This window comes from Variovorax sp. Varisp46 (genome assembly GCF_059491885.1).
In genome coordinates, this window is sequence record NZ_CP168515.1 from 1935430 (window position 1) to 1958916 (window position 23487).

Here is a 23487-nt window from a genome sequence, read left to right on the forward strand (position 1 = left end):
GGCACAGCGCGTAACCCCTTGCCGAACGGGCCATCGCGGCCCGCGGCCCTCAGGCCGCGAGTGCGGCAGGCCCATTCCAGATGCGCGCCCGGTATTGCGCTGGCGGCACGCCGAACCAGCGCTTGCAGGCGCGAAAAAAGTTGCTGCTGTCGACGAAGCCCAGCCTGTCGGCTACTTCGGTCAATGTATGTCGGTCGTCGGCAAGGTACTGCTGCGCCAGCTCGCGACGGGTGCGGTCGAGCAGCGACTGGAACGACACCGACTCCTCCTGCAACCGCCGCTGCAGCGTGCGCTCGGCCAGGCCCAGACCCGAGGCCACGTCCTGCCGGCGCGGCTCGCCGTGCTGGAGCCGGCGCGCGATCTCGGCGCACACCAGGCTGCTTGTGGTGGCCTGGCCCAGCAGGTCGAGTTGTTCGTCCAGCAGATGCTCCTGCATCTCGCCGAGCGTCTCGTGGTAGGTGGGCAGCGGCATTGCCATGTCGGCGCTCGACAGCAGCAGGCGGTTGGCCGCTGCATTGAAGCGCACCTCGCAGCCGAAGGCCTCCCGGTGCAGCCGGTCGCTGGTCGGCGCGGGATAGACGAACTCCATCGCCAGCGGCTGCAGTTCGCGCCGCGTGAGCCACTGGCACTGCATCAGCGTGGTCAGCAGGGCGTATTCGACGCGCTGGCGCGGAATCGGCAGGCTGCCGCCGGTGTGTTCCATTGACAGCCAGCAGCCGCGCGGCTCGGGATGCAGCGAGAAGCCGGTCGCATCCGAAATCACGGCCATGTAGCGCGCCAGCCGCGCGAGCGCCGCCCCGAGCGTGGCGCTGCACGACATCGCGTGGCCCACCGTTCCCAGTTTGCTGTGCGTGGCGGCCAGGTCGCGTTGCAGGCCCAGCGTGGGCTTGCCGGCGCGGGCTACCGCGAGCTGCCACATCACCGTGACCTCGTCGACCGGGATGCGCGTGTTCTGCCGGTGCAGCGAATCGGGATCGAAGCCGGCGTCGCGCAGCAGCGAGGGCACGTCCAGCCCCTCGGCCTCGAACATCGAGAGCACGCCTTCGAGCCAGGCGGCCGAGCTGGTACGCAGCTCAGGCTGCGGGATGCCGCCGGTCGGCCGGCGTTGCGGCCCACGCTGGCGGTGCGGCTCGGAGGCTCCTGAAGTCATTCGTTTGGCTTCCTTGCGATAGGGGTGAAAACGGCGCCGGTTCCTAGAATTTTCCGCGTGCTCGGCGGCCGGAAGTATGGGGGGTCGCGCACCGGGCCAGGAATTCGAGGCCAGATTCCGCAGTGCGGGTTTGTGTCATTGTGAAAGTCGCCGAAGCTTGCGTGAATCCGATGTCCGCAAGTTCATGAAGTCATTTCTTTCAGGAGTCCGTAGATGCTGGGTTTGATGCAAGACCAACCGCTTTTGATCTCGTCGCTGATCGAGTTTGCCGAGCGCCACAACGGCGACGGCGAGATCGTCTCGCGCCGGGTCGAGGGCGACATCCACCGCACGACGTGGGGCGGTATCGCATCGCGTGCCCGGCAGGTGGCCAATGCGCTGGACGGCGAGCAGCTGCTGTTCAGCGACCGCATCGCCACGCTGGCCTGGAACGGCTACCGCCACCTGGAGCTGTACTACGGCGTGAGCGGCAGCGGCCGCGTGCTGCACACCATCAATCCGCGCCTGCACCCCGACCAGATCGCGTGGATCGCCAACCATGCCGAAGACCAGATCCTGTGCTTCGACCTGAGCTTCCTCCCGCTGGTGCAGGCGGTGCACGCCAAGTGCCCCACGATCCGGAAATGGATTGCACTCTGTGATGCCGACAAGCTGCCCGCCGACAGCGGGATTCCCAACCTCGTGAGCTACGAGGGCTGGATGGGCGCGCAGTCCAATGACTACGAATGGCCGACTTTCGACGAGAACTCAGCGTCGAGCATGTGCTACACGAGCGGCACCACGGGCAATCCGAAGGCCGCGCTCTACAGCCACCGATCGACCATGCTGCATGCCTATGCCGCGGCCCTGCCAGACGTGATGCGCCTGTCGGCGCGCGACTCGGTGCTGCCGGTGGTGCCGATGTTCCACGTCAATGCCTGGGGCATTCCGTATTCGGCCGCACTGGTGGGCTGCAAGATCGTGTTTCCCGGCCCCGCGCTGGATGGCAAGTCGGTGTACGAGCTGATCGAATCCGAAGGCGTGACCTTTGCGGCCGGCGTGCCCACCGTGTGGCAGATGATGCTGGGCCACATGCAGGCGAATGGCCTGAAGTTCTCGAAGCTCAACCGCACCGTCATCGGCGGCTCGGCCTGCCCGCCGGCCATGATCAAGGCGTTCCAGGACATCTACGACGTCGAGGTGCTGCACGCCTGGGGCATGACCGAGATGAGCCCGCTGGGCACGCTGTGCACCCTCAAGAACAAGCACCTGTCGTTGCCGGCCGACGCCCAGCTGCAGATCCGCATGAAGCAGGGCCGTGCCATTTTTGGCGTCGACATGAAGATCGTCGATGGCGACGGCAACGAACTGCCGTGGGACGGCAAGGCCTATGGCGACCTGCTGGTCAAGGGCCCGTGGATCGTCAAGGAATACTTCAAGGGCGAGGGCGGCAACCCGCTCATTCCCGATGCGCGCAATCGCGGCTGGTTCCCCACCGGCGACGTCGCCACCATCGATGCCGAGGGCTACCTGCAGATCACCGACCGCAGCAAGGACGTGATCAAGTCCGGCGGCGAGTGGATCAGCTCCATCGAGATCGAGAACATCGCCGTCGCGCACCCGGCCGTGGCCATGGCCGCGTGCATCGGCGTGTTCCATCCCAAGTGGGACGAGCGGCCGATCATCGCGGTCGTGAAGAAGCCCAATGCCGAGGTCACGCGCGAGGAACTGCTGAAGTTCTATGAGGGCAAGACCGCCAAATGGCAGATCCCGGACGACGTGGTGTTCGTCGAAGCCATCCCCATCGGCGCCACCGGCAAGATTTTGAAGACCAGGCTGCGCGAACTGCTCAAGGACTACAAGCTGCCGACCCTTTGAAGACCCGCGCGAGCCCTGCCGCGCTGTCGCGCAGGCGATAGGAATTCCGCCTCGGCGGCCAAGCTTGCGGGCAATCCCTGTGCGGCGAAAAAAAGGGCGCTTGTAGGCTGGCACTCCGCCTTACAAACTGGAGACTCTTCATGCAATTTGCTATCAAGTCAGTAGCTGCCTGTGCAATGTTGGTGAGCCTGACCGCTGCATTCGCTCAAAAGGGCGAGACCGTCAAGATCGCCTGGCTCGACCCGCTTTCCGGCCTCATGGCGGCGGTCGGCACCAACCAGCTCAAGACCACCCAGTTCCTTGCAGAAGAGTTCAACAAGAAGAACCAGTCGGGCGTGAAGTTCGAGATCATCGCGCTCGACAACAAGCTCAGCCCGCAGGAAACCACCGCCGCGCTGCGCTCGGCGCAGGACCAGGGCGCGCGCTACATCATGCAGGGCAACGGCTCCGGCCCCGCGCTCGCGATCATCGACGCCATCGAGAAGAACAACGCGCGCAATCCGGGCAAGGAGCTGCTGTACATGAACTACGCGGCCGTCGACCCCGACCTGACCAACAGCAAGTGCAGCTACTGGCACTTCCGGCTCGACGCCGACACCTCCATGAAGATGGAGGCGCTCACCACCTGGATGAAGGACCAGCCCGACATCAAGAAGGTCTACATCCTCGGCCAGAACTACGCCCACGGCGTGCAGGTGTCCAAGTTCGCCAAGGAAGACCTGAAGGTCAAGCGCCCCGACATCCAGATCGTCGGCGACGACCTGCATCCGCTGGCCCAGGTGCGCGACTTCTCTCCCTACATCGCCAAGATCAAGGCCTCGGGCGCCGACACCGTCATCACCGGCAACTGGGGCTCCGACCTGTCGCTGCTCATCAAGGCCGCCAACGACTCGGGCCTGAACGTCAAGTTCCTGACCTACTACGCGCCGGGCGCCGGCACGCCTACGGCCATGGGCGCCACGTCGGACGGCAAGGTCTACACGGTCGCCTACGCCCACTACAACATGGGCGGGGAGATCCAGAGGCTGCTCGGGGGCTACAAAAAGCGCATGAACGACGACCTCACGCAGTCCTCGATCTACCACGTGTTCGCGTTGCTCGACGCGGCCTTCGCCGCCACCAAATCGACCGACCCGGTCAAGGTGGCCGCGGCGCTGGAAGGCATGAAGATCAAGAGCTTCAACGGCGAGGTCGAGATGCGCAAGGCCGACCACCAGCTGCAGCAGGGCCTGTACATCGCGCGCTGGGAGAAGGCCAGCGCCAAGTACCCGTACGACGCGGAGAACACCGGCTACACGAATGTTCCCGTGAAGTACTACGAATCGTACGTGGCGAGCACGCCCACCACCTGCCAGATGAAGCGCCCATGAGCGTCTTTGCGAGCGCGTTTCCTACCCGCGGGTAGCAGACGTCTACCCGTGGGTAGCAGCTTGGAGAAACGCGGTGTCGCATGCGCGATAGAAACGGGCCTTTGCGGCACCCCTCTTACGGGCATTCCCTGAGGGGAGGGGCTGCAAACGCTTGTACTCTCGTGCGGCGTTTCGAATCGGTTTGACCAGGAGATATAGATTGAATTTCGCTCTGAAAATCGCCGCCGCAGCCGTCATCGCTGCCACCGCCACCGGCGCCCTTGCCCAGAAGGGTGAAACCGTCAAGATCGCATGGCTCGACCCGCTGTCGGGCCTCATGGCCGCGGTCGGTACGAACCAGCTCAAGACCTTCCAGTTCTTCGCCGAAGAATTCAACAAGAAGAATGCGGCGGGCGTGAAGTTCGAGATCATCGGCATCGACAACAAGCTGAGTCCGCAGGAAACCACCAGCGCACTGCGCTCGGCCCTCGACCAGGGCGCGCGCTACATCGTGCAGGGTAATGGTTCCGGCCCCGCACTGGCCATCATCGACGCGCTCGAGAAGAACAACGCGCGCAATCCCGGCAAGGAAGCGCTGTACCTCAACTACGCCGCGGTCGACCCCGATCTGACCAACAGCAAGTGCAGCTACTGGCAGTACCGCTTCGACGCCGACACGTCGATGAAGATGGAAGCGCTGACCACCTACATGAAGGACCAGCCGGAGATCAAGAAGGTCTACCTGCTCAACCAGAACTACGCGCACGGCCAGCAGGTTTCCAAGTTCGCCAAGGAAGACCTGAAGCACAAGCGCCCCGACATCCAGATCGTCGGCGACGACCTGCACCCGCTGGCCCAGGTGCGCGACTTCGCGCCCTACGTCGCCAAGATCAAGGCCTCGGGCGCCGACACCGTCATCACCGGCAACTGGGGCTCCGACCTCGCCCTGCTGATCAAGTCGGCCAACGATTCGGGCCTGAACGTCAAGTTCTACACCTACTACGCCGTGACCACGGGCACGCCGACCGCCATGGGCGCCGCATCCGACGGCAAGGTTTATCAGGTCAGCTATGCCCACTACAACATGGGCGGCGACATGCAGAAGTACGCCGAAGAGTTCAAGAAGAAGTTCAACGACGACCTCTACACCTCCGACATCTACACCGTGTTCCAGGCCCTGACCGAAGCCTTCGTGAAGACCAAGTCGACCGACCCCGTCAAGGTGGCGGCCGCGATGGAAGGGCTGAAGTTCAAGAGCTTCAACGGCGACATCGAGCTGCGCAAGACCGACCACCAGGCACAGCAGGGCCTGTACATCGCCAAGTGGGAGAAGGCCAGCGCCAAGTATCCGTACAGCCCGGAGAACACCGGCTACACGCTGGCGCCCGTGAAGTTCTACGACGCCTACGTGGCCAGCACGCCGACCTCGTGCCAGATGAAGCGTCCCTCCTGAGTACGGGAACGCGCCAAAGCGGTCGAGGCCCGACTTCAACACTCGGGCCTTTTTTCTTTTCTTACTGACACGAAAGACCGATGAACGTCGAATTCTTCGTCATCTCGCTGCTCAATGGCGTGAGCTACGGCTTGCTGTTGTTCATGCTGAGCTCCGGCCTCACGCTGATCTTCAGCATGATGGGTGTGCTCAATTTCGCGCACGCCAGCTTCTACATGCTGGGCGCCTACTTCGCCTACACGCTGTCGGGCATCGTCGGCTTCTGGCCGGCGCTCTTCATTGCGCCGCTGCTGGTGTTTGCGCTGGGTGCGGCCTTCGAGCGCTACTGCCTGCGCCGGGTCCACAAGTTCGGCCACGTGCCCGAACTGCTGGTGACCTTCGGCCTTTCGTACCTCATCCTCGAACTGGTGCAACTGGTGTGGGGCCGCTCCACGGTGCCGTACGGCCTGCCGTCGGCGCTGCAGGGGCCGCTCTTCACGCTCTACGGCACGCAGTTTCCCAAGTCGCGCTCGTTCATCATGCTCGTGGCGGTCCTGATGCTGGTGTCGGTGTGGCTGCTGCTCACGCGCACGCGCATCGGCCTGGTCATCCAGGCGGCGCTGAAGCACCCCGACATGGTCGAGGCGCTGGGCCACAACGTGCCGCGCGTGTTCATGCTGGTGTTCGGCGGCGGTGCCGCGCTGGCGGGCCTTGCGGGCGTGGTCGGCGGCAACACCTACGTCACCGAACCGGCCATGGCGGGTTCGGTCGGCTCCATCATCTTCGTGGTGGTGGTGGTCGGCGGCATGGGGTCGCTGGCGGGAGCCTTCCTGGCCTCGCTGATCATCGGCATCGTGCAGACCTTCGCCGTGGCCATGGACCAGTCGCTCGCGACCGGCCTGCAGGCCTTTGGCGTGGCAGTGAGCGACCAGACCTTCGGCTACGAACTGCTGAAGCTCACCATCTCGCAGGTGGCGCCCATTCTTCCGTACCTGTTCCTGGTGCTGATCCTCATCTTCAGGCCCAAGGGCCTCCTCGGGACGCGGGAGGACTGACGCCATGAACACCGCAACGACAACCACACCAGCCGCTTCAGCCAAGGCGCCGACCCGGTATTACCGCTTCAAGCCGCTGAACATCGGCCGCATCCTGATCTGGTCATTCTTCGCGCTGCTGCTGATCGTGGCGCCGATGATCTTCACCAGCAGCCTGGCGCTGACCATGCTGTCGCAGATCGGCTATCTCATCATCATCTGCCTGAGCTACAACATGCTGCTGGGGCAGGGCGGCATGCTCAGCTTCGGACATGCCGTGTACGTGGGCCTGGGCTCCTTCATCGCCATCCACGCGATGAACCTGGCCGGCGCCGGCAAGCTGCCGATTCCGCTGGTGTTCATTCCGCTCGTGGGCGGCCTCGGCGGCATGTTCTTCGCCATGGTGTTCGGCTATGTGTCGACCAAGAAGTCGGGCACCACCTTCGCGATGATCACGCTCGGCCTCGGCGAACTGGTGGCCGCCATGGCGCTGATGTTCCCGAGCTTCTTCGGCGGCGAGGGCGGCATCACCACCAACCGCGTGTACGGCGCCTCGTTCTTCGGCATCAACTTCGGGCCGCAGAACCAGGTGTACTACCTGATCGCCGTGTATTGCTTCATCTGCACCGGGCTGATGTTCGCCTTCACCGGCACGCCGCTCGGGCGCATGCTGAACGCGGTGCGCGACAACCCCGAGCGCGTGGAGTTCATCGGTTACAACACGCAGCGCGTGCGCTACTACGCCTTCATCATCGCGGGCTTCTTTGCGGGCATCGGCGGCGGGCTGGCGGCCATCAACTTCGAGATCGTGAATGCGGCCGACAGCCTGAACGGGCTGCGCTCGGGCAGCTACCTGCTGTTCACCTTCCTCGGCGGTGCGACCTTCTTCTTCGGGCCGATCATCGGTGCGGCGCTGCTGGTGTTCGCGCTGGTGCTGCTGTCCGAACTCAGCAAGGCCTGGCTGCTGTACGTGGGCCTGGTGTTCCTGCTGATGGTGATGTTCGCGCCGGGCGGCGTGGCCAGCCTGATCATGATGAACGTGCGCGTGGCGCTGTTCGGCAAGATCAAGCGCTTCTACCTGCTGTACGTGGGCCTGTTCATCGGTGCGGCCATCGTGCTCGCGGGCGCGGCGGCCATTGTCGAGATGATCTATCACATGCAGCTCAACGCGGCGCTCGGGCCCATGGTGCCGTTCGCGGGCCTGCAACTCGACACCTCATCGGTCACGAGCTGGGTCGTCGCGATGGCCTTGCTGGCGGTGGGGCTGGGTGTGTTCGAAGTGTTCCGCCGGCGCTTCGCGAAGGTCTGGGGCCAGGCGCAGGAAGAAATCGAAGCCGAGATCAAGCGGCGGGAGACGGCATGACCTATTCACTCGAACTCAAGAGCCTGCGCAAGAGCTTCGGCAAGACCGACATCATCCGCGGGGTCGACCTGGCCGTGACGGCGGGCGAGCGCATCGCCATCATCGGGCCGAACGGTGCGGGCAAGTCCACGCTGTTCAACCTGATCAGCGGCCGGCTTGCACCCACCAGCGGCGAGGTGCTGCTCAACGGCCAGCGCATCGACGGCAAGCAGCCCTACGAGATCAACCGGCTCGGGCTGTCGCGCAGCTTCCAGATCACCAACATCTTTCCGAAGCTCACGGTCTTCGAGAACTTGCGCTGCGGTGTGCTGTGGAGCCTGGGCTACAAGTACACCTTCCTGCGCTTCCTCTCGAACCTCGACGATGCCAATGAGCGCACCGAGGAGCTCATCAAGCAGATCGGCCTGGAGAAGAAGCGCGACGTACACGCGGTGAACCTCACCTACGCCGAGCAGCGCGCACTGGAGATCGGCGTGACCATCGCGGGCGGCGCCAGCGTGATCCTGCTGGACGAACCCACGGCCGGCATGAGCAAGACCGAGACTTCGCATTTCATCTCGCTCATCAAGTACGTGACCGTCGGCAAGACGCTGCTGACGGTGGAGCACGACATGGGCGTGGTGTTCGGGCTGGCCGACAAGATCGCGGTGGTGGTATATGGCGAGGTCATTGCCTTCGACACGCCGGCTGCCGTTCGCGCCAATGCGCGGGTGCAGGAGGCGTATCTCGGATCGTCGGTCGCCGACGCACAGGGAGCGGGACACTGAGATGCTGAAGCTTCAAGACATCCACGCCTACTACGGCAAGAGCCATGTGCTGCATGGGGTTTCCTTCGACGTGAACCCCGGCGAAATCGTCGCGCTGCTGGGCCGCAACGGCTCGGGCCGCTCGACCACCGCCAAGGCCATCATGGGCCTGGTGCATGCCGAAGGCGGCCTGCACTGGAAGGGCCAGGACATCCTGCGCCGCAAGGCCTACGAGATCGCGCACTTCGGCATCGGCTACGTGCCCGAGAACCGCGACATCTTCCCCAAGCTCACGGTGCACCAGAACCTGCTGCTGGGGCAGAAGGGCTCGGGCAAAGGCAGCCGCTGGTCGTTCGACGACATGTACGGCATGTTCCCGCGCCTGAAGGAGCGCCAGCACACCGAGGCCGGCGTGCTCTCGGGCGGCGAGCAGCAGATGCTCACGCTGTGCCGCACGCTCATGGGCGACCCCGACCTGATCATCATCGACGAGCCGACCGAGGGCCTGGCGCCCAAGATCGTCGAGCTGGTGGGGCAATACCTGCGCACGCTCAAGGACAAGGGCATCTCGGTGCTGCTGATCGAGCAGAAGCTCACCATCGCGATGCAGATCTCCGACCGCGCGCTCGTCATGGGCCACGGCAGCATCGTGTTCGACGGCACGCCGGACAGCCTGCGCGCCGACGCGACCACTCGCAAGGAGTGGTTGGAGGTTTAGGCAGACCCCCAGGCTTCGCGCACTTCGTGTCGCTGCGCCAACCCCCTTGCAGGGGGCAACACCTGCGGCCCGGCAAAGCCGGTTCCGCGGTGTTTCCGGAAAGTCCCGCCCTCCTCATGGAAGGCCTTGTCTCTACAGCGACTGCGTGCCATTGTTTGGCCTCGCGAAACGCCTAGAATCCCCCGAAAAAGAACACTCGTGCTTTTTCTTCTTTTTCTTCTCACACCAAGGAACGCAGCATGACGGCTGAATACAAAGTGCTCGGCGATATCGCCGTGATCACACTGACCAACCCTCCGGTCAACGGTCTCGGCTTCTCGACGCGCATCGGCATCACCGATGGCCTGTCGAAGGCCAACGCCGACGACGCCGTCAAGGCCATCGTCATCACCGGCGCCGGCAAGGCGTTCTCGGGCGGCGCGGACATCAAGGAGTTCGGCACGCCCAAGGCGCTGCAGGAGCCCAACCTGCTGAGCGTGATCCTCGCGCTCGAGGCCTCGGCCAAGCCCATCGTCGCGGCCATCCACTCGGTGTGCATGGGCGGCGGCCTCGAACTGGCCCTAGGTTGCCACTATCGTGTGGCAGCACCGGGCACCAGCATCGCGCTGCCCGAAGTCAAGCTCGGCCTGATTCCCGGCGCCGGCGGCACGCAGCGCCTGCCGCGCGTGCTCGGCGTGGAAACCGCACTGAACATGATCGTCAGCGGCGAACCCGTGAAAAGCGAATTGCTCGCGAGCCTGCCCGGCCAGAAGCTGTTCGACAAGCTGGCCGACTCGCCCGAGTCTGTGTTCGACGAAGCCGTTGCCTTCGCCAAGAGCGTGGCCGGCAAGACCGGCGCCGACGCGCTGCCGCTGGTGCGCAACCTGCCGTGCAAGCACCCGCAGGGCGACGCCTACTTCCAGTTCGCCAAGAACATGGTCGGCGGCATGTCGAAGAACTACCCGGCGCCGCTGCAATGCGTGGACGCCGTGCAGGCCGCCACCAAGATGAAGTTCGACGCGGGCATGGCCGAAGAGCGCCGCATCTTCACCTCGCTGATGTTCACGCCCGAATCGCTGGCCCTGCGCCACCTGTTCATGGCCGAACGCGCCGCGAGCAAGATCCCCGACGTGCCCGAAGACACGCCCAAGCGCGAGATCAAGGCCGTCGGCGTCATCGGCGCCGGCACCATGGGCGGCGGCATCTCGATGAACTTCCTGAACGCGGGCATTCCCGTGAAGATCCTCGAGATGAAGCAGGAGGCGCTCGACCGCGGCGTCGCCACCATCAAGAAGAACTACGAAGCCCAGGTCAAGAAGGGCAAGCTCAAGCAGGACAAGTACGAGCAGCGCATGGCGCTGCTGAGCACCACGCTGAGTTATGACGACCTGAAGGACGCCGACCTCATCATCGAGGCCGTGTTCGAGGAAATCGGCGTGAAGGAAAAGGTCTTCAAGGAACTGGACCGCGTCGCCAAGAAGGGCGCGATCCTGGCCTCGAACACCTCCACGCTCGACGTCGACAAGATCGCCTCGTTCACCGAGCGTCCACAGGACGTGGTCGGCATGCACTTCTTCAGCCCGGCTAACGTGATGAAGCTGCTCGAAGTGGTGCGTGGCAAGGCCACCGCCAAGGATGTGCTCGCCACGGTCATGGCCATCGGCAAGAAGATCAAGAAGACCTCGGTGGTCTCCGGCGTGTGCGATGGCTTCATCGGCAACCGCATGATCGAGCAGTACAGCCGCCAGGCCGGCTTCCTGCTGGACGAAGGCGCCACGCCGCAGCAGGTCGACAAGGCCGTCGAGAAGTTCGGCTTTGCCATGGGTCCGTTTCGCATGGGCGACCTGGCCGGCAACGACATCGGCTGGGCGATCCGCAAGCGCCGTGCCGTCGAACGCGCCGACATGAAGTACAGCCGCACGGCCGACAAGCTCTGCGAACTGGGCCGCTTCGGCCAGAAGACCGGGGCAGGGTGGTACGACTACCAGGCCGGCAAGCGCGACGCGATTCCGTCGGAGCTCGTCAACAAGATGATCGAAGACCACCGCAAGGAACTGGGCATCACGCCGCGCAAGATTTCCGATGAAGAGATCGTGCAGCGCCTGGTGTTCGCTCTGGTCAACGAAGGCGCGCACATCCTCGAAGACGGCATTGCCTCGAAGTCGGGCGACATCGACATGGTGTACCTCACGGGCTACGGCTTCCCGATCTGGCGCGGCGGCCCGATGCACTACGCATCGCAAGTCGGCCTCTACAACGTGGCCGAGACGATGAAGCGCTTCGCGAAGAACCCGCGCGACGACGGCGAGTTCTGGCAGCCCGCGCCGCTGATCCAGAAGCTCGTGGCCGAAGGCAAGCAGTTCAGCTGAGACTGAACAGGGTCAAGACCGCTCATGTTGAAACGCATCTTCCTCGGGCTGCTGCTGGCAATCGCCTTGCTGGTGGCTGCCGTGGCGGTCAAGACCTGGACCACGCCGTCGCAGCAGCTGGCGGTGGCGCCCGCGCCCAAGCTGAACATCGACCTGCAGGCGGCCGCCAAGCGGCTGTCCACGGCGATCACGTTCCGCACGGTGTCGAGCCTGGACGACCCGGCTGCCAACGCGGCCGAGTTCGACAAGCTGCACGCGTTCCTCGAACAGCAGTTCCCCAAGGTGCATGCCACTCTCAAGAAGGAAGTGATCGGCAACAAGGCGCTGCTCTACACTTGGACCGGCACCGACCCGAGCGCCAAGCCCATCGCGCTGATGGCGCACCAGGACATGGTGCCCATCGCGCCGGGCACCGAGAAGGCGTGGACGACCGACCCCTTCGCCGGCGAGATCAAGGACGGCTTCGTTTGGGGCCGCGGCACGCTCGACGACAAGAGCAACCTGTTCGCGCAGATGGAAGCCGTCGAGCTGCTCATCGGCGCCGGCTTCAAGCCCAGGCAGACCGTCTACCTCGTGATGGGCGACGACGAAGAAGTGAGCGGCCTGCGCGGCGCGCTGCCCATTGCCGAACTGCTCAAGTCGCGCAACGTGCGCCTGGAGTGGGTGCTCGACGAAGGCCTGCTGGTGCTCGACGGCGTGCTGCCGGGCCTGAGCAAGCCCGCAGCGCTCATCGGCCTGGCGGAGAAGGGCTACGGCACCTTCTTCCTCTCGCTCGACACGGCCCCCGGCCACTCGTCGATGCCGCCGCAGCACAGCGCGATCGGCAGCATGAGCGCGGCGCTCGCGCGGCTCGAAGCCAATCCGATGCCCGGCGGCATCCGCGGCGTGGCCGGCCAGATGTTCGGTGCGCTGGCGCCCGAAATGAGCGGTGTCAACCGCGTGATGCTGTCCAACCTGTGGCTCACCGAGCCGCTGGTGCGCGGCCAGCTCGAGAAGAGCCCGAGCAGCAACGCCATGCTGCGCACCACCACCGCACTGACCATCGTGCGCGCGGGCAACAAGGACAATGTGCTGCCCGGCCGCGCCGAGGCCGCCGTCAACTTCCGCGTGCTGCCGGGCGACACCTTGGCCGGCACCGAGGCGCACCTGCGCAAGGCGCTGGGCAACGACGACATCAAGATCAAGGCTTACCCGGGCAATTCCGAGCCGTCGCCGGTGTCGCCGACCGACAGCACCGGCTACCGCGCGATCCAGCAAGCCGTGCGCCAGAGCTTTCCCGATGCGGTGGTGGCACCCGGCCTCATGACCGCTGCCACCGACTCGCGCCACTTCAGCCTCGTGAGCGACGCCGTCTTCCGCTTCTCGCCGTTGCGTGTGAAGAGCGAAGACCTGGCCCGCTTCCACGGCAACAACGAACGCCTGGCCATCTCGAACTACGGCGAGATGATCGGCTTCTATCACCAGCTCCTGAGCAATACCAACGCTGCTCCGGCGCAATGACGACAGCTCTCTCTTTTTCCTTCCATCTGCTTCAAAGGACCTCACCATGACCAGCGCCGTCATCGTTTCCACCGCCCGCACGCCGCTCGCGAAGAGCTGGAAGGGTGCCTTCAACATGACGCACGGCGCCACGCTCGGCGGCCATGCGGTGCAGCACGCCGTGCAGCGCGCCGGCATCGACCCCGCCTCGGTGGACGACGTCATCATGGGCTGTGCCACGCCCGAAGGCGCGACCGGCTCCAACATCGCGCGCCAGATCGCGCTGCGCGCCGGCCTGCCGATCACCACCTCGGGCATGACCATCAACCGCTTCTGCTCCTCGGGCCTGCAGACCATCGCCACCGCCGCCCAGCGCATCATCGCGGGCGAGGGCGACGTGTACGTGGCCGGCGGCGTCGAGAGCATCTCGTGCGTGCAGAACGAAGCCAACAAGCACATGCTGGCCGACCCGTGGCTCGTGAAGCACAAGCCCGAGATCTACTGGAACATGCTGCAGACGGCCGAGCAGGTCGCCAAGCGCTACAACATCGGTCGCGACGCCATGGACGAATACGGCGCCGCCAGCCAGCAGAAGGCCACCGCCGCGCTGGAAGCCGGCCGCTTCAAGGACGAGATCGCCCCCATCACCGTGCTGGCCGGCGTGGCCGACCCCGTGATGGGCCTGCGCACCAAGGAAGTCACCGTCGAGAACGACGAAGGCATCCGCCCGGGCACCACCAAGGAGGGCATCAGCGGCATCCGCCCGGCCATGCCCGGCGGCCTGATCTCGGCCGGCAACGCCAGCCAGTTCTCCGACGGCGGCGGCGCCTGCGTGGTGGTCGACGAAAAGTACGCGCAGCAGAAGGGCCTGAAGCCGCTCGGCCGCTTCCTCGGCTTTGCCGTGGCTGGCTGCGAGCCCGACGAAATGGGCATCGGCCCCGTCTTCGCGATCCCGAAGGTGCTCAAGCGCCTGGGCCTCACGGTCAACGACATCGACCTGTGGGAGTTGAACGAAGCCTTCGCCGTGCAGGTGATCTATTGCCGCGACAAGCTCGGCATTCCGGCCGACCGCCTGAACGTTGACGGCGGCGCCATCGCCGTGGGCCACCCCTACGGCGTGAGCGGCCAGCGCCTGACGGGCCACGCGCTCATCGAGGGCAAGCGCCGTGGCGCCAAGAAGGTCGTGGTCACGATGTGCATCGGCGGCGGCATGGGTGCCGCGGGCGTGTTCGAAGTTCTCTGACTCTCCCCCAGTCTGCGGCGCACTGCGTGTCGCCTTCGCCAACCCCCTTCCCGGGGGCAACACCGGCGGCCCGGCGAAGCCGGTTCCGCGGTGTTCCTGAGAAGGGACGCCGCGGCCTCATGACATCCACCGAAATCCGACCATGAGCCTGCGTCCCACCCTCGACTTCCTGCTCTACGACTGGCTCGATGCCGAGTCGCTCAACCAGCGCGAACGCTTTGCCGACCACTCGCGCGAAACATTCGACGCGGTGCTTGACACCTGCGAGCGCATCGCGCGCGAGAAGTACGCGCCGTTCAACCGCACGGTGGACACGCAGGAGCCGCATTTCGACGGCGAGAAGGTCATCCTGCCGCAGGCCACGCACGACGCGCACAAGGCCTTCGTCGAGTCGGGAATGATGAGTGCGGCGCAGGACTACGACATCGGCGGCATGCAACTGCCCTACACGATGCAGGCGGCGGCCAACAGCTTCTTCGCGATGGCCTCGGTGAGCATCGGCTCCAACATGCTCACGAGCGGCAACGCCAACCTGCTGATGGTGCACGGCACCGAGAGGCAGAAAGAGGTGTTCGCGAAGAATGAATTTTCCGGACGCTGGGCCGGCACCATGTGCCTGTCGGAACCGCAGGCAGGTTCGTCGCTGAGCGACGTGGCGACGCGCGCCGTGCCCGACGGCGACGACTTTCAGCAAGACCCGCTGGGCCCGCGCTACCGGCTCACGGGCAACAAGATGTGGATCTCGTCGGGCGACCACGAGCTGACCGAGAACATCGTGCACATCGTGCTGGCCAAGATCCCGGACGAGAACGGCAAGCTGGTGCCCGGCACGCGCGGTATCTCGCTGTTCATCGTGCCCAAGCGCATGGTTGACACGCAGGGCGCACTCACGGGCGAGCGCAACGACGTGGCGCTCGCGGGCCTCAACCACAAGCTGGGCTGGCGCGGCACCACCAACACGCTGCTGAACTTCGGCGAGGGCAAGTACCCGGTCGGCGGCAAGGCGGGCGCGGTGGGCTACCTCGTCGGCGAGCCTGGCAAGGGCCTGCACTGCATGTTCCACATGATGAACGAGGCGCGAATCGGCGTCGGCACGGCGGCCACCATGCTGGGCATGGCGGGCTACCACGCCTCGCTCGAATACGCCAGGAGCCGGCCGCAGGGACGGCTGGTGAAGAAGCCGGACGCCGCCGGCGCCGCGGTCGCCAAGGACTCGGCCGCGCCGCAGGTGCGCATCATCGAGCACGCCGACGTGCGCCGCATGCTGCTCGCCCAGAAGGCGTACTGCGAAGGCGCGCTGGCGCTGGAGCTGTACTGCGCCCGGCTGGTCGACGAGCAGAAGACCGGCGACGCACAGGCTGCCGACGACGCCCGCCTGCTGCTTGAAGTGCTCACGCCCATCGCCAAGAGCTGGCCCAGCGAGTGGTGCCTGGAGGCCAATTCGCTGGCCATCCAGGTGCACGGCGGCTATGGCTATACGCGCGACTTTCCGGTGGAGCAGTACTGGCGCGACAACCGCCTGAACATGATCCACGAGGGCACCCACGGCATCCAGGCAGCCGACCTGCTGGGCCGCAAGGTGCTGATGGAGAAGGGCCGCGGCCTCCAACTGCTGGCCGCGCGCATGACCGACACCATCGGCCGAGCGGCCAGGGTGCCGGCGCTGGCGGCCCACGCCGAGGCGCTGGGCGCCGCGCTGCAGCGCATCGGCAGCGCCACCGAGGCCGCCTGGTCCACCGGCGACCCGGCCGAAGCGCTGGCCAACGCCGTGCCTTACATGCAGGCCTTCGGCCACACGGTGCTGGCCTGGATCTGGCTGGACGTGGCGGCGCGGGCCCTGGAAACCGACGCGGAAAAGGCGAGGGCGGTAACAGCTGGCAAGATCGGCGCCACGGACTATTTCTTCCACTACGAGCTGCCGAAAATCGGCGCATGGCTCAACGTGGTCGAAACCCGTGATCCGACCTGTACAGCTTTGCCCGAGGACGCCTTTTGATGGCCACTACCGATTCGCCGAACGCCAACCCCAGCAACAACACCCCCTCCGTCAAGCCTCCCAAGCCGCACGCGCGGCTCGAGAAGTGGATCTGGATCCTGATCTACGGCGGCCTGTTCGTCGTGATCCTGGGCATCGCCACCGGCCGCACCGACGCCGCGCTGGGCTGGTCCATCGCCGTGCCCGGCGGCGTCGTGGCGCTGATCGGCTTCGCGCTGATCTACGTGCGCTCGCGCCTGCCCAACGACAACCCCACCAGCAAGTAACGAGGCCCACCATGCTCAAGCACATCGTGATGTGGAAGTTCAAGGAACACGCCGAGGGCACCGACAAGGCGACCAACCTGTTGAAAGCCAAGGCCTTGCTCGACGCCTGCGCCAAGCTGTCGCCCGGCACGCTGCGCTTCGAGGTGGCCATTGCCCAGCCCGGGCTCGAAGCCACCTACGACCTGATCCTGTACTCGGAGTTCACCGACGCGGCCGCACTCGCGGCCTATGCGGATCACCCGCAGCACGTGGCGTTGAAGCCCTTCATCGGCGCGGTCCGCGAGGCCCGCCAATGCATGGACTACATGGCATGACTCACCCCCAGGCTGCGCACACTTCGTGTCGCTTCGCCAACCCCCTTGCAGGGGACAACGCCTGCGGCCCGGCGAAGCCGGTTCCGCGGCATTTCCCGACCTGAACAATTCAGCCCCTGATTGGAGACATCTCTCATGACCGCACGCACCGTCCAGCAACTCTTCGACCTCACCGGCAAGACCGCCCTCATCACCGGTGGTTCGCGCGGCCTGGGCCTGCAGATGGCCCATGCGCTGGGCGAAGCCGGCGCGAAGATCATGCTGAGCTCGCGCAAGGCCGACGACCTGGAGCAGGCCGCCGCTGAGCTGCAGGCCGCAGGCATCGACGCGCGCTGGATTGCCGCAGACTGCTCGAAGGAAGAAGACACCCGCCGCCTGGCCGACGAGACGCTGCAGCGCATGGGCGCGGTCGACATCCTCATCAACAATGCGGGCGCCAGCTGGGGCGCGCCAGCCGAGAGCCACCCGGTCGAGGCCTGGGACAAGGTGATGAACCTCAACGTGCGCGGCTACTTCATCCTGTCGCAGCAGATCGCCAACGGCTACATGATCCCGAAGAAGACCGGCCGCATCATCAACATTGCCTCGATCGCCGGGTTGAACGGCAACCCTCCCGAGATGCAGACGCTGGCCTACAACACCTCGAAGACCGCGGTGATCGGCTTCACGCGCACGCTGGCTGCCGAATGGGGCAGGTACAACATCACCGTGAACGCGATCTGCCCGGGCTTCTTCATGACGAAGATGGCCGCCGGCCTCATCAAGTCGCTGGGCGAAGAGAAGATGGCCGCGCAGGCGCCGCTCGGCCGCCTGGGCGACGACGAAGACCTGAAGGGCCTGACGCTGCTTTACGCGAGCGATGCCGGCAAGCACATCACCGGCCAATGGCTGGCGGTCGACGGCGGCGTGAGCGTCGTGCTGGGTGCTGCCTGACATGTCTTCTTCTTCCGATTCCAGCGACATCAACATCCGCTCGTACACGAGCCAGATCCCGTTCGCGCGCCACCTGGGCTTTTCTCTGACGAAGTTCGAGGGCGGCGAGTCCGAGATCTGCTACACCGCCAAGCCCGAGCACCTGAACACCTTCGACGTGACGCACGGCGGCGCCTGCATGACGCTGCTCGACATCACCATGGCGGCGGCAGCGCGCAGCGTGGCGCCCGAGACCGGCGTGGTCACCATCGAGATGAAGACCAGCTTCATGCAGCCTTCGGTCGGTCCGCTGCATGCGCGCGGCACGCTCATTCACCGGACGGCGACGCTGGCTTTCACCGAGGCCAAAATCTACGACGAACAGGAGCGCGTTTGCGCCCACGCCACCGGCACCTTCAAGTATGTGAAGCGCCGGCTGCCGACCGGCCCGTCGAGCGTCAACGAGATGCGACCGCCATCGACCGACTGACACGACCATATTCCCGGAGATTTCTTTCATGCCTACCAACAAACAGATCCACCTCGACAACCGCCCCGACGGCGAAGCCGTGGCGGGCAACTTCAAGCTCGTGACAGCCGAGACCCCCGCGCTCGCGGACAACCAGGTGCTCGTGCGGCACCACTACATGAGCCTCGACCCGTACATGCGCGGGCGCATGAACGATTCGAAGAGCTACGCGCAGCCGCAGCCGCTGGGCCAGACCATGCAGGGCGGCACCGCCGGCGAAGTGGTCGAGAGCAAGCACCCCAGGTATGCCGTGGGCGACAAGGTGGTCGGCTTCGGCGGCTGGCAGGAATACAGCGTGGTCGATGCCTCGCAGCCCGGCGCGCTGAAGAAGGTCGACACCACGCACGTGCCGCTGTCGCACTACCTCGGCGCGGTCGGCATGCCCGGCGTTACCGCCTGGTACGGCCTGGTGAAGATCATTGCGCCCAAGGCCGGTGAAACGGTGGTCATCACCGCCGCCAGCGGCGCGGTCGGCAGCGCCTTCGGTGCGCTGGCCAAGGCGCGCGGCTGCCGCGTGGTCGGCATTGCCGGCGGCCCCGACAAGTGCAAGTACGTGACCGACGAACTCGGCTTCGACGCCTGCATCGACTACCGTGTGCACCCCGACGTGAAGACCATGAGCGCCGCGCTCAAGGAAGCCTGCCCCAACGGCATCGACGGCTACTTCGAGAACGTCGGCGGCTACATCTTCGACGCCGTGCTGCTGCGCGCCAACGCCTTCGCCCGCGTGGCGCTGTGCGGAATGATCGCGGGCTACGACGGCCAGCCGCTGCCGCTCGCAAACCCGGCGCTGATCCTCATCAACCGCATGAAGATCGAAGGCTTCATCGTCAGCGAGCACATGGAAGTGTGGCCCGAGGCGCTGACGGAGCTGGGCACGCTGGTGGGCACCGGCAAGCTCAAGCCGCGCGAGTCGATCGCGCAGGGCATCGAAGCCGCGCCTGAAGCCTTCCTGGGCCTGCTCAAGGGCCGGAACTTCGGCAAGCAACTGGTCAAGCTGATCTGATTGCCCCCGATGAACTGAACGCGCGGGAAAGGAGGCCGGTCATGCGCGCCGCGCCGGGCCGCCCCAAGCAAGCGCGCACCGCAGTGCGAAGCACGGAGGTATTCGAATGAATTCGACGCACGAGGTGTTCAACCAGCCCACGCCGCTGGTGGACTACAACCTCTTCGACACCAACCGGCCCCTGCGCGACGCGCTGAAGTTCAATGCGCCCGCGCTGCAGACCACGCAGCTGCACGAACTGGGCGCTGCCCTCGGCACAGCCGGCATGCAGGCGCATGCACGGCTCGCCAACATCCATATGCCGGAGCTGCACACGCACGACCGCTTCGGACGGCGTATCGACGAGGTGGAGTTCCACCCGAGCTACCACGCACTGATGACCGCCGCGGTGGGTGCAGGGCTGCACGGCACGCCGTGGACCGGCACCTCGGCCTCGCCGCACGTGCTGCGCGCGGCGGGCTTCATGCTCTTCACCGAGCTGGAGCCGTCGATTCTTTGCCCCGTCTCCATGACCTATGCGGCCACGCCCGCGCTGCGCAGCAACGCAGGCGTGTACGCCGACTGGGGACCGAAGCTCGGCAGCCTCTGGTACGACCCGGCGTTGAAGGTCTTCAAGGACAAGCCCGGCGTGACCATGGGCATGGGCATGACCGAGAAGCAGGGCGGCTCCGACGTGCGGGCCAACACCACCCGGGCCGTGCGCGACGGCAGCGATGCCTGGGGTGAGCGCTATGCGATCACCGGACACAAGTGGTTCTTCTCGGCGCCGATGTGCGACGCCTTCCTGGTGCTGGCGCAGGCGCCGTCCGGGCTCAGCTGCTTCTTCCTGCCGCGCGTGTTGCCCGACGGCACGCGCAACGGCATCCAGATCCAGCGCCTGAAGGACAAGCTTGGCAACAAGGCCAATGCGAGTTCCGAAGTCGAATTCCAGGGCGCAAGCGCATGGCTCGTGGGTGAGGAGGGCCGCGGCATTCCGCAGATCCTCGAGATGGGCACGATGACGCGGCTCGACTGCGCGCTGGGCACCAGCGGCCTCATGCGCCAGTCGCTGGGCATCGCGCTCAACCACGCGGCGCAGCGCAACGCCTTCGGCAAGCCGTTGATCGAGCAACCCTTGATGAAGAACGTGCTGGCCGACCTCGCACTCGAAAGCGAAGCCGCCACCGCGCTTGCCATCCGCCTTGCCAGGGCCTTCGACCAACAGGCCGACGAGCATGAGCGCCTGATGGCCCGCCTGCTCACGCCTGTCGCCAAGTTCTGGATCTGCAAGCGCGGCAGCCATTTCGCGCAAGAAGCCATGGAGTGCCTCGGCGGCAACGGCTACGTGGAAGAGGGCGGCGAAGGCATCATGGCCCGCATCTATCGCGAGATGCCGCTCAACTCCATCTGGGAAGGCGCTGGCAACATCATGGCGCTCGACCTGCTGCGTGGCCTGCGCAAGGGCGATGCGGTCGCCGCGTTGGCGAAAGAGCTGGCACCCGCGCGCGGCCAGCACGCCGCGCTCGACAGGCTCGCCGAGGCGCTGCCGGCACGCATCGAGGCCATGGCCTCCGAAGCCGAGGCCCGCCGCCTCGCGCAGGACGTGGCGCTGGCCGTGCAGGGCGCGCTGCTCGCGCAGACCGCGCCCCCCGCCGTCGTCGGCGCCTTCTGTGCCTCGCGCCGTGGCGGAGACTGGGGCAACGTCTTCGGCACGCTGGCCGCGGGCACCGATTTCGATTCGATCATCCAGCGCGCGCAACCTCGCTGAACACACAACGACAGCCCCACAGGAAACACCATGGCCGACCTGATCCTCCACCACTACCTGACCTCGCCGTTCTCGGAGAAGGTGCGCATGATCCTCGGCGCCAAGAAGCTGCCGTGGAAATCGGTCTTCATCCCGCCGATCATGCCCAAGCCCGATGTGGAGGTGCTCACCGGCGGCTACCGCAAGACGCCGTTCCTGCAGATCGGCGCCGACATGTATTGCGACAGCGCGCTCATCGCCGACGTGCTGGAGCATCTGCAACCCGAACCCACGCTGTACCCGGAGCCCGAAAAAGGCATGTCGCGCATCCTCGCGCAGTGGGCCGACACCACGCTGTTCTGGTCCGCCATGGCCTGGAGCCTGCAGCCCAAGGGCGCCGCCGAGGTGTTCGCCAAGGCCCCGCCCGAAGCCGCGAAGGCCTTCGGCGAAGATCGCGGCAAGATGAGCGCAGGCAACATGACCCGCCTGCGCCCGGCCGATGCCGCCAGCGCCTACAAGTCGTACCTGCGCCGCCTGTCGGACATGCTCGACGAGAAGCCCTACCTGCTGGGCGAGGTGTCAAGCATCGCCGACTTCTCGGCCTATCACCCGCTGTGGTACACGCGCCGCATCGAGTCGGTGCGCACCATCCTCGACCTGACGCCGGCGGTGATCGACTGGATGGACCGCATGGCCGCCATTGGCCACGGCGCGCCCGAGAAGTTCACGAGCGACGACGCCATTGCCGTCGCCAAGGCTGCGACGCCGCACACGCTGCTGACCGACAGCACCTTCCAGGACGACCATGGCATTCCGCTCGGCAGCGCCGTCACCGTCCGCGCCGAGAGCTTCGGGTTGGAAGAAACACCGGGCACGCTGGTGGCGGCCACGCGCACGCACTACACGCTGGAGCGCAGCAACGAGCGCGTGGGCACGGTGCACGTGCACTTTCCGCGCATCGGGTATGTGCTGAAGAAGGCGGACGCCTGAAGCCTGGCCGGGGCACCTTCGTGACTGCGCTCGCGCGCGTTCCGTATTTCAATTGAAGCTCCAACGTCAGAGACATTCAACAGAAGGACACCGGCAAATGATTCAGGACTTCAAGGGCAAGACCGCCGTTCTCACCGGCGCGGGTTCGGGCTTCGGCCTGGAGTGCGCGCGCATCGGCGCCGCCCGCGGCATGAACCTCGTGCTGGTCGACGTGCAGCAGGATGCGCTCGACAAGGCCCAGGCAGAAATGGAAGCCGCTGGCGCGCAGGTGCTGGCGCGCAAGGTCGACGTGTCGAACGCGGCACAGATGGAAGCGCTGGCCGCGGCCGTGAAGGAACGCTTCGGCGCGCCGCACTTCGTGTTCAACAACGCGGGCGTGGGCGCTGGCGGCCTGGTGTGGGAGAACACCGTGGCCGACTGGGAATGGGTGCTGGGCGTGGACCTGTGGGGCGTGATCCACGGCGTGCGCCTGTTCACGCCGATGATGCTCGAAGCGGCGGCCAAAGACCCGAGCTATCGCGGCCACATCACCAACACCGCGAGCATGGCCGGCCTGCTGACGCCGCCCAACATGGGCATCTACAACGCGGCCAAGGCCGCGGTCGTGAGCCTCACGGAGACGATGTACCAGGACCTGAACCTCGTCACCGACCAGATCGGGGCGAGTCTGCTGTGCCCGTACTTCGTGCCCACCGGCATCACCAGCAGCGAGCGCAACCGGCCCAATGCACCGAAGGACAGCGAACTCACCAAGAGCCAGCTCATCGGCCAGGCCATGAGCAACAAGGCGGTGAGCAGCGGCAAGATCACGGCGGCCGAAGTGGCGGCCAAGGTGTTCGACGCCATCAGCGCCAACCAGTTCTACGTGTTCAGCCATCCGAAGGCGCTGGGCAACGTGAAAAGCCGCATGGAGAACATCGTCTCCATCACGAATCCGGCCGACCCGTTCCTGGAACGCCCGGAGATCGGGCAGAAGCTGCGTGATCAGCTTCGCTCGGCCTGACCTCGAGCTTCTTTTTCAAGAAACCT

Annotated in this window: 20 protein-coding genes; 19 read left to right on the forward strand and 1 reads right to left on the reverse strand. The window is 65.6% G+C overall.

Features of this window, described 5'->3' with window-relative positions:
- Positions 1-49: 49 nt before the first annotated feature.
- The gene (locus tag ACEN9N_RS09110) at positions 50-1150 is read right to left on the reverse strand and encodes an AraC family transcriptional regulator (protein WP_495655890.1); all 1101 of its coding nucleotides are present in this window, start codon (positions 1148-1150) and stop codon (positions 50-52) included.
- Between the two features lie 213 nt (positions 1151-1363).
- Between ACEN9N_RS09110 and ACEN9N_RS09115 the strand changes: the two genes are divergently transcribed.
- The 19 genes from ACEN9N_RS09115 to ACEN9N_RS09205 all read left to right on the forward strand — a co-directional run bounded on the left by ACEN9N_RS09115 (position 1364) and on the right by ACEN9N_RS09205 (position 23461).
- On the forward strand, positions 1364-3007 hold the full coding sequence (locus ACEN9N_RS09115) for a 3-(methylthio)propionyl-CoA ligase (protein ID WP_007837796.1): 1644 nt from the start codon (positions 1364-1366) through the stop codon (positions 3005-3007).
- A gap of 140 nt (positions 3008-3147) precedes the next feature.
- Entirely contained in the window at positions 3148-4377 is a 1230-nt protein-coding gene (locus tag ACEN9N_RS09120; RefSeq protein ID WP_007837795.1) for a branched-chain amino acid ABC transporter substrate-binding protein, read from the forward strand.
- Positions 4378-4576: 199 nt separating this feature from the next.
- Positions 4577-5809: a branched-chain amino acid ABC transporter substrate-binding protein gene (locus ACEN9N_RS09125; RefSeq protein ID WP_007837794.1), complete on the forward strand. Its 1233-nt coding sequence runs from the start codon at positions 4577-4579 to the stop codon at positions 5807-5809.
- An 80-nt stretch (positions 5810-5889) separates the two neighbouring features.
- Complete coding sequence (locus ACEN9N_RS09130; protein ID WP_413316120.1) at positions 5890-6843, forward strand: branched-chain amino acid ABC transporter permease; 954 nt, start codon at positions 5890-5892, stop codon at positions 6841-6843.
- A gap of 4 nt (positions 6844-6847) precedes the next feature.
- On the forward strand, positions 6848-8185 hold the full coding sequence (locus ACEN9N_RS09135) for a branched-chain amino acid ABC transporter permease (protein ID WP_413316119.1): 1338 nt from the start codon (positions 6848-6850) through the stop codon (positions 8183-8185).
- The gene (locus tag ACEN9N_RS09140) at positions 8182-8952 is read left to right on the forward strand and encodes an ABC transporter ATP-binding protein (protein WP_413316118.1); all 771 of its coding nucleotides are present in this window, start codon (positions 8182-8184) and stop codon (positions 8950-8952) included. Before ACEN9N_RS09135 ends, ACEN9N_RS09140 begins: the two co-directional genes overlap by 4 nt.
- 1 nt (position 8953) lies before the next feature.
- Positions 8954-9649 (forward strand): ABC transporter ATP-binding protein, encoded by a 696-nt coding sequence (locus tag ACEN9N_RS09145; protein WP_093240316.1) that lies wholly within the window; start codon positions 8954-8956, stop codon positions 9647-9649.
- Positions 9650-9888: 239 nt separating this feature from the next.
- Entirely contained in the window at positions 9889-11997 is a 2109-nt protein-coding gene (locus ACEN9N_RS09150) for a 3-hydroxyacyl-CoA dehydrogenase NAD-binding domain-containing protein (protein ID WP_413316117.1), read from the forward strand.
- 24 nt (positions 11998-12021) lie between these two features.
- The gene (locus ACEN9N_RS09155) at positions 12022-13497 is read left to right on the forward strand and encodes a M20 family peptidase (RefSeq protein WP_413316116.1); all 1476 of its coding nucleotides are present in this window, start codon (positions 12022-12024) and stop codon (positions 13495-13497) included.
- A 46-nt stretch (positions 13498-13543) separates the two neighbouring features.
- Positions 13544-14719, forward strand: a complete 1176-nt coding sequence (locus tag ACEN9N_RS09160; protein ID WP_413316115.1) for an acetyl-CoA C-acyltransferase — start codon at positions 13544-13546, stop codon at positions 14717-14719.
- Positions 14720-14861: 142 nt separating this feature from the next.
- Positions 14862-16715 carry an acyl-CoA dehydrogenase gene (locus ACEN9N_RS09165; RefSeq protein ID WP_495655891.1) on the forward strand — a complete coding sequence of 618 codons (1854 nt, stop codon included), beginning with the start codon at positions 14862-14864 and terminating at the stop codon, positions 16713-16715.
- The gene (locus tag ACEN9N_RS09170; protein WP_413316113.1) at positions 16715-16981 is read left to right on the forward strand and encodes a hypothetical protein; all 267 of its coding nucleotides are present in this window, start codon (positions 16715-16717) and stop codon (positions 16979-16981) included. The genes ACEN9N_RS09165 and ACEN9N_RS09170 overlap by 1 nt, the downstream gene beginning before the upstream one ends.
- Positions 16982-16992: 11 nt before the next feature.
- On the forward strand, positions 16993-17295 hold the full coding sequence (locus tag ACEN9N_RS09175; RefSeq protein ID WP_007832728.1) for a Dabb family protein: 303 nt from the start codon (positions 16993-16995) through the stop codon (positions 17293-17295).
- A gap of 135 nt (positions 17296-17430) precedes the next feature.
- Positions 17431-18228 (forward strand): SDR family oxidoreductase, encoded by a 798-nt coding sequence (locus tag ACEN9N_RS09180; RefSeq protein ID WP_007832730.1) that lies wholly within the window; start codon positions 17431-17433, stop codon positions 18226-18228.
- Between the two features lies 1 nt (position 18229).
- Positions 18230-18697: a PaaI family thioesterase gene (locus tag ACEN9N_RS09185; protein WP_007832732.1), complete on the forward strand. Its 468-nt coding sequence runs from the start codon at positions 18230-18232 to the stop codon at positions 18695-18697.
- Positions 18698-18725: 28 nt separating this feature from the next.
- Positions 18726-19742 carry an NADP-dependent oxidoreductase gene (locus tag ACEN9N_RS09190; RefSeq protein ID WP_007832734.1) on the forward strand — a complete coding sequence of 339 codons (1017 nt, stop codon included), beginning with the start codon at positions 18726-18728 and terminating at the stop codon, positions 19740-19742.
- Between the two features lie 106 nt (positions 19743-19848).
- Positions 19849-21489 (forward strand): isovaleryl-CoA dehydrogenase, encoded by a 1641-nt coding sequence (locus ACEN9N_RS09195; protein WP_495655892.1) that lies wholly within the window; start codon positions 19849-19851, stop codon positions 21487-21489.
- A 30-nt stretch (positions 21490-21519) separates the two neighbouring features.
- Positions 21520-22458 (forward strand): glutathione S-transferase family protein, encoded by a 939-nt coding sequence (locus tag ACEN9N_RS09200; protein ID WP_495655893.1) that lies wholly within the window; start codon positions 21520-21522, stop codon positions 22456-22458.
- 97 nt (positions 22459-22555) lie between these two features.
- Positions 22556-23461, forward strand: a complete 906-nt coding sequence (locus ACEN9N_RS09205; protein ID WP_007832740.1) for an SDR family oxidoreductase — start codon at positions 22556-22558, stop codon at positions 23459-23461.
- Positions 23462-23487 lie beyond the last annotated feature (26 nt).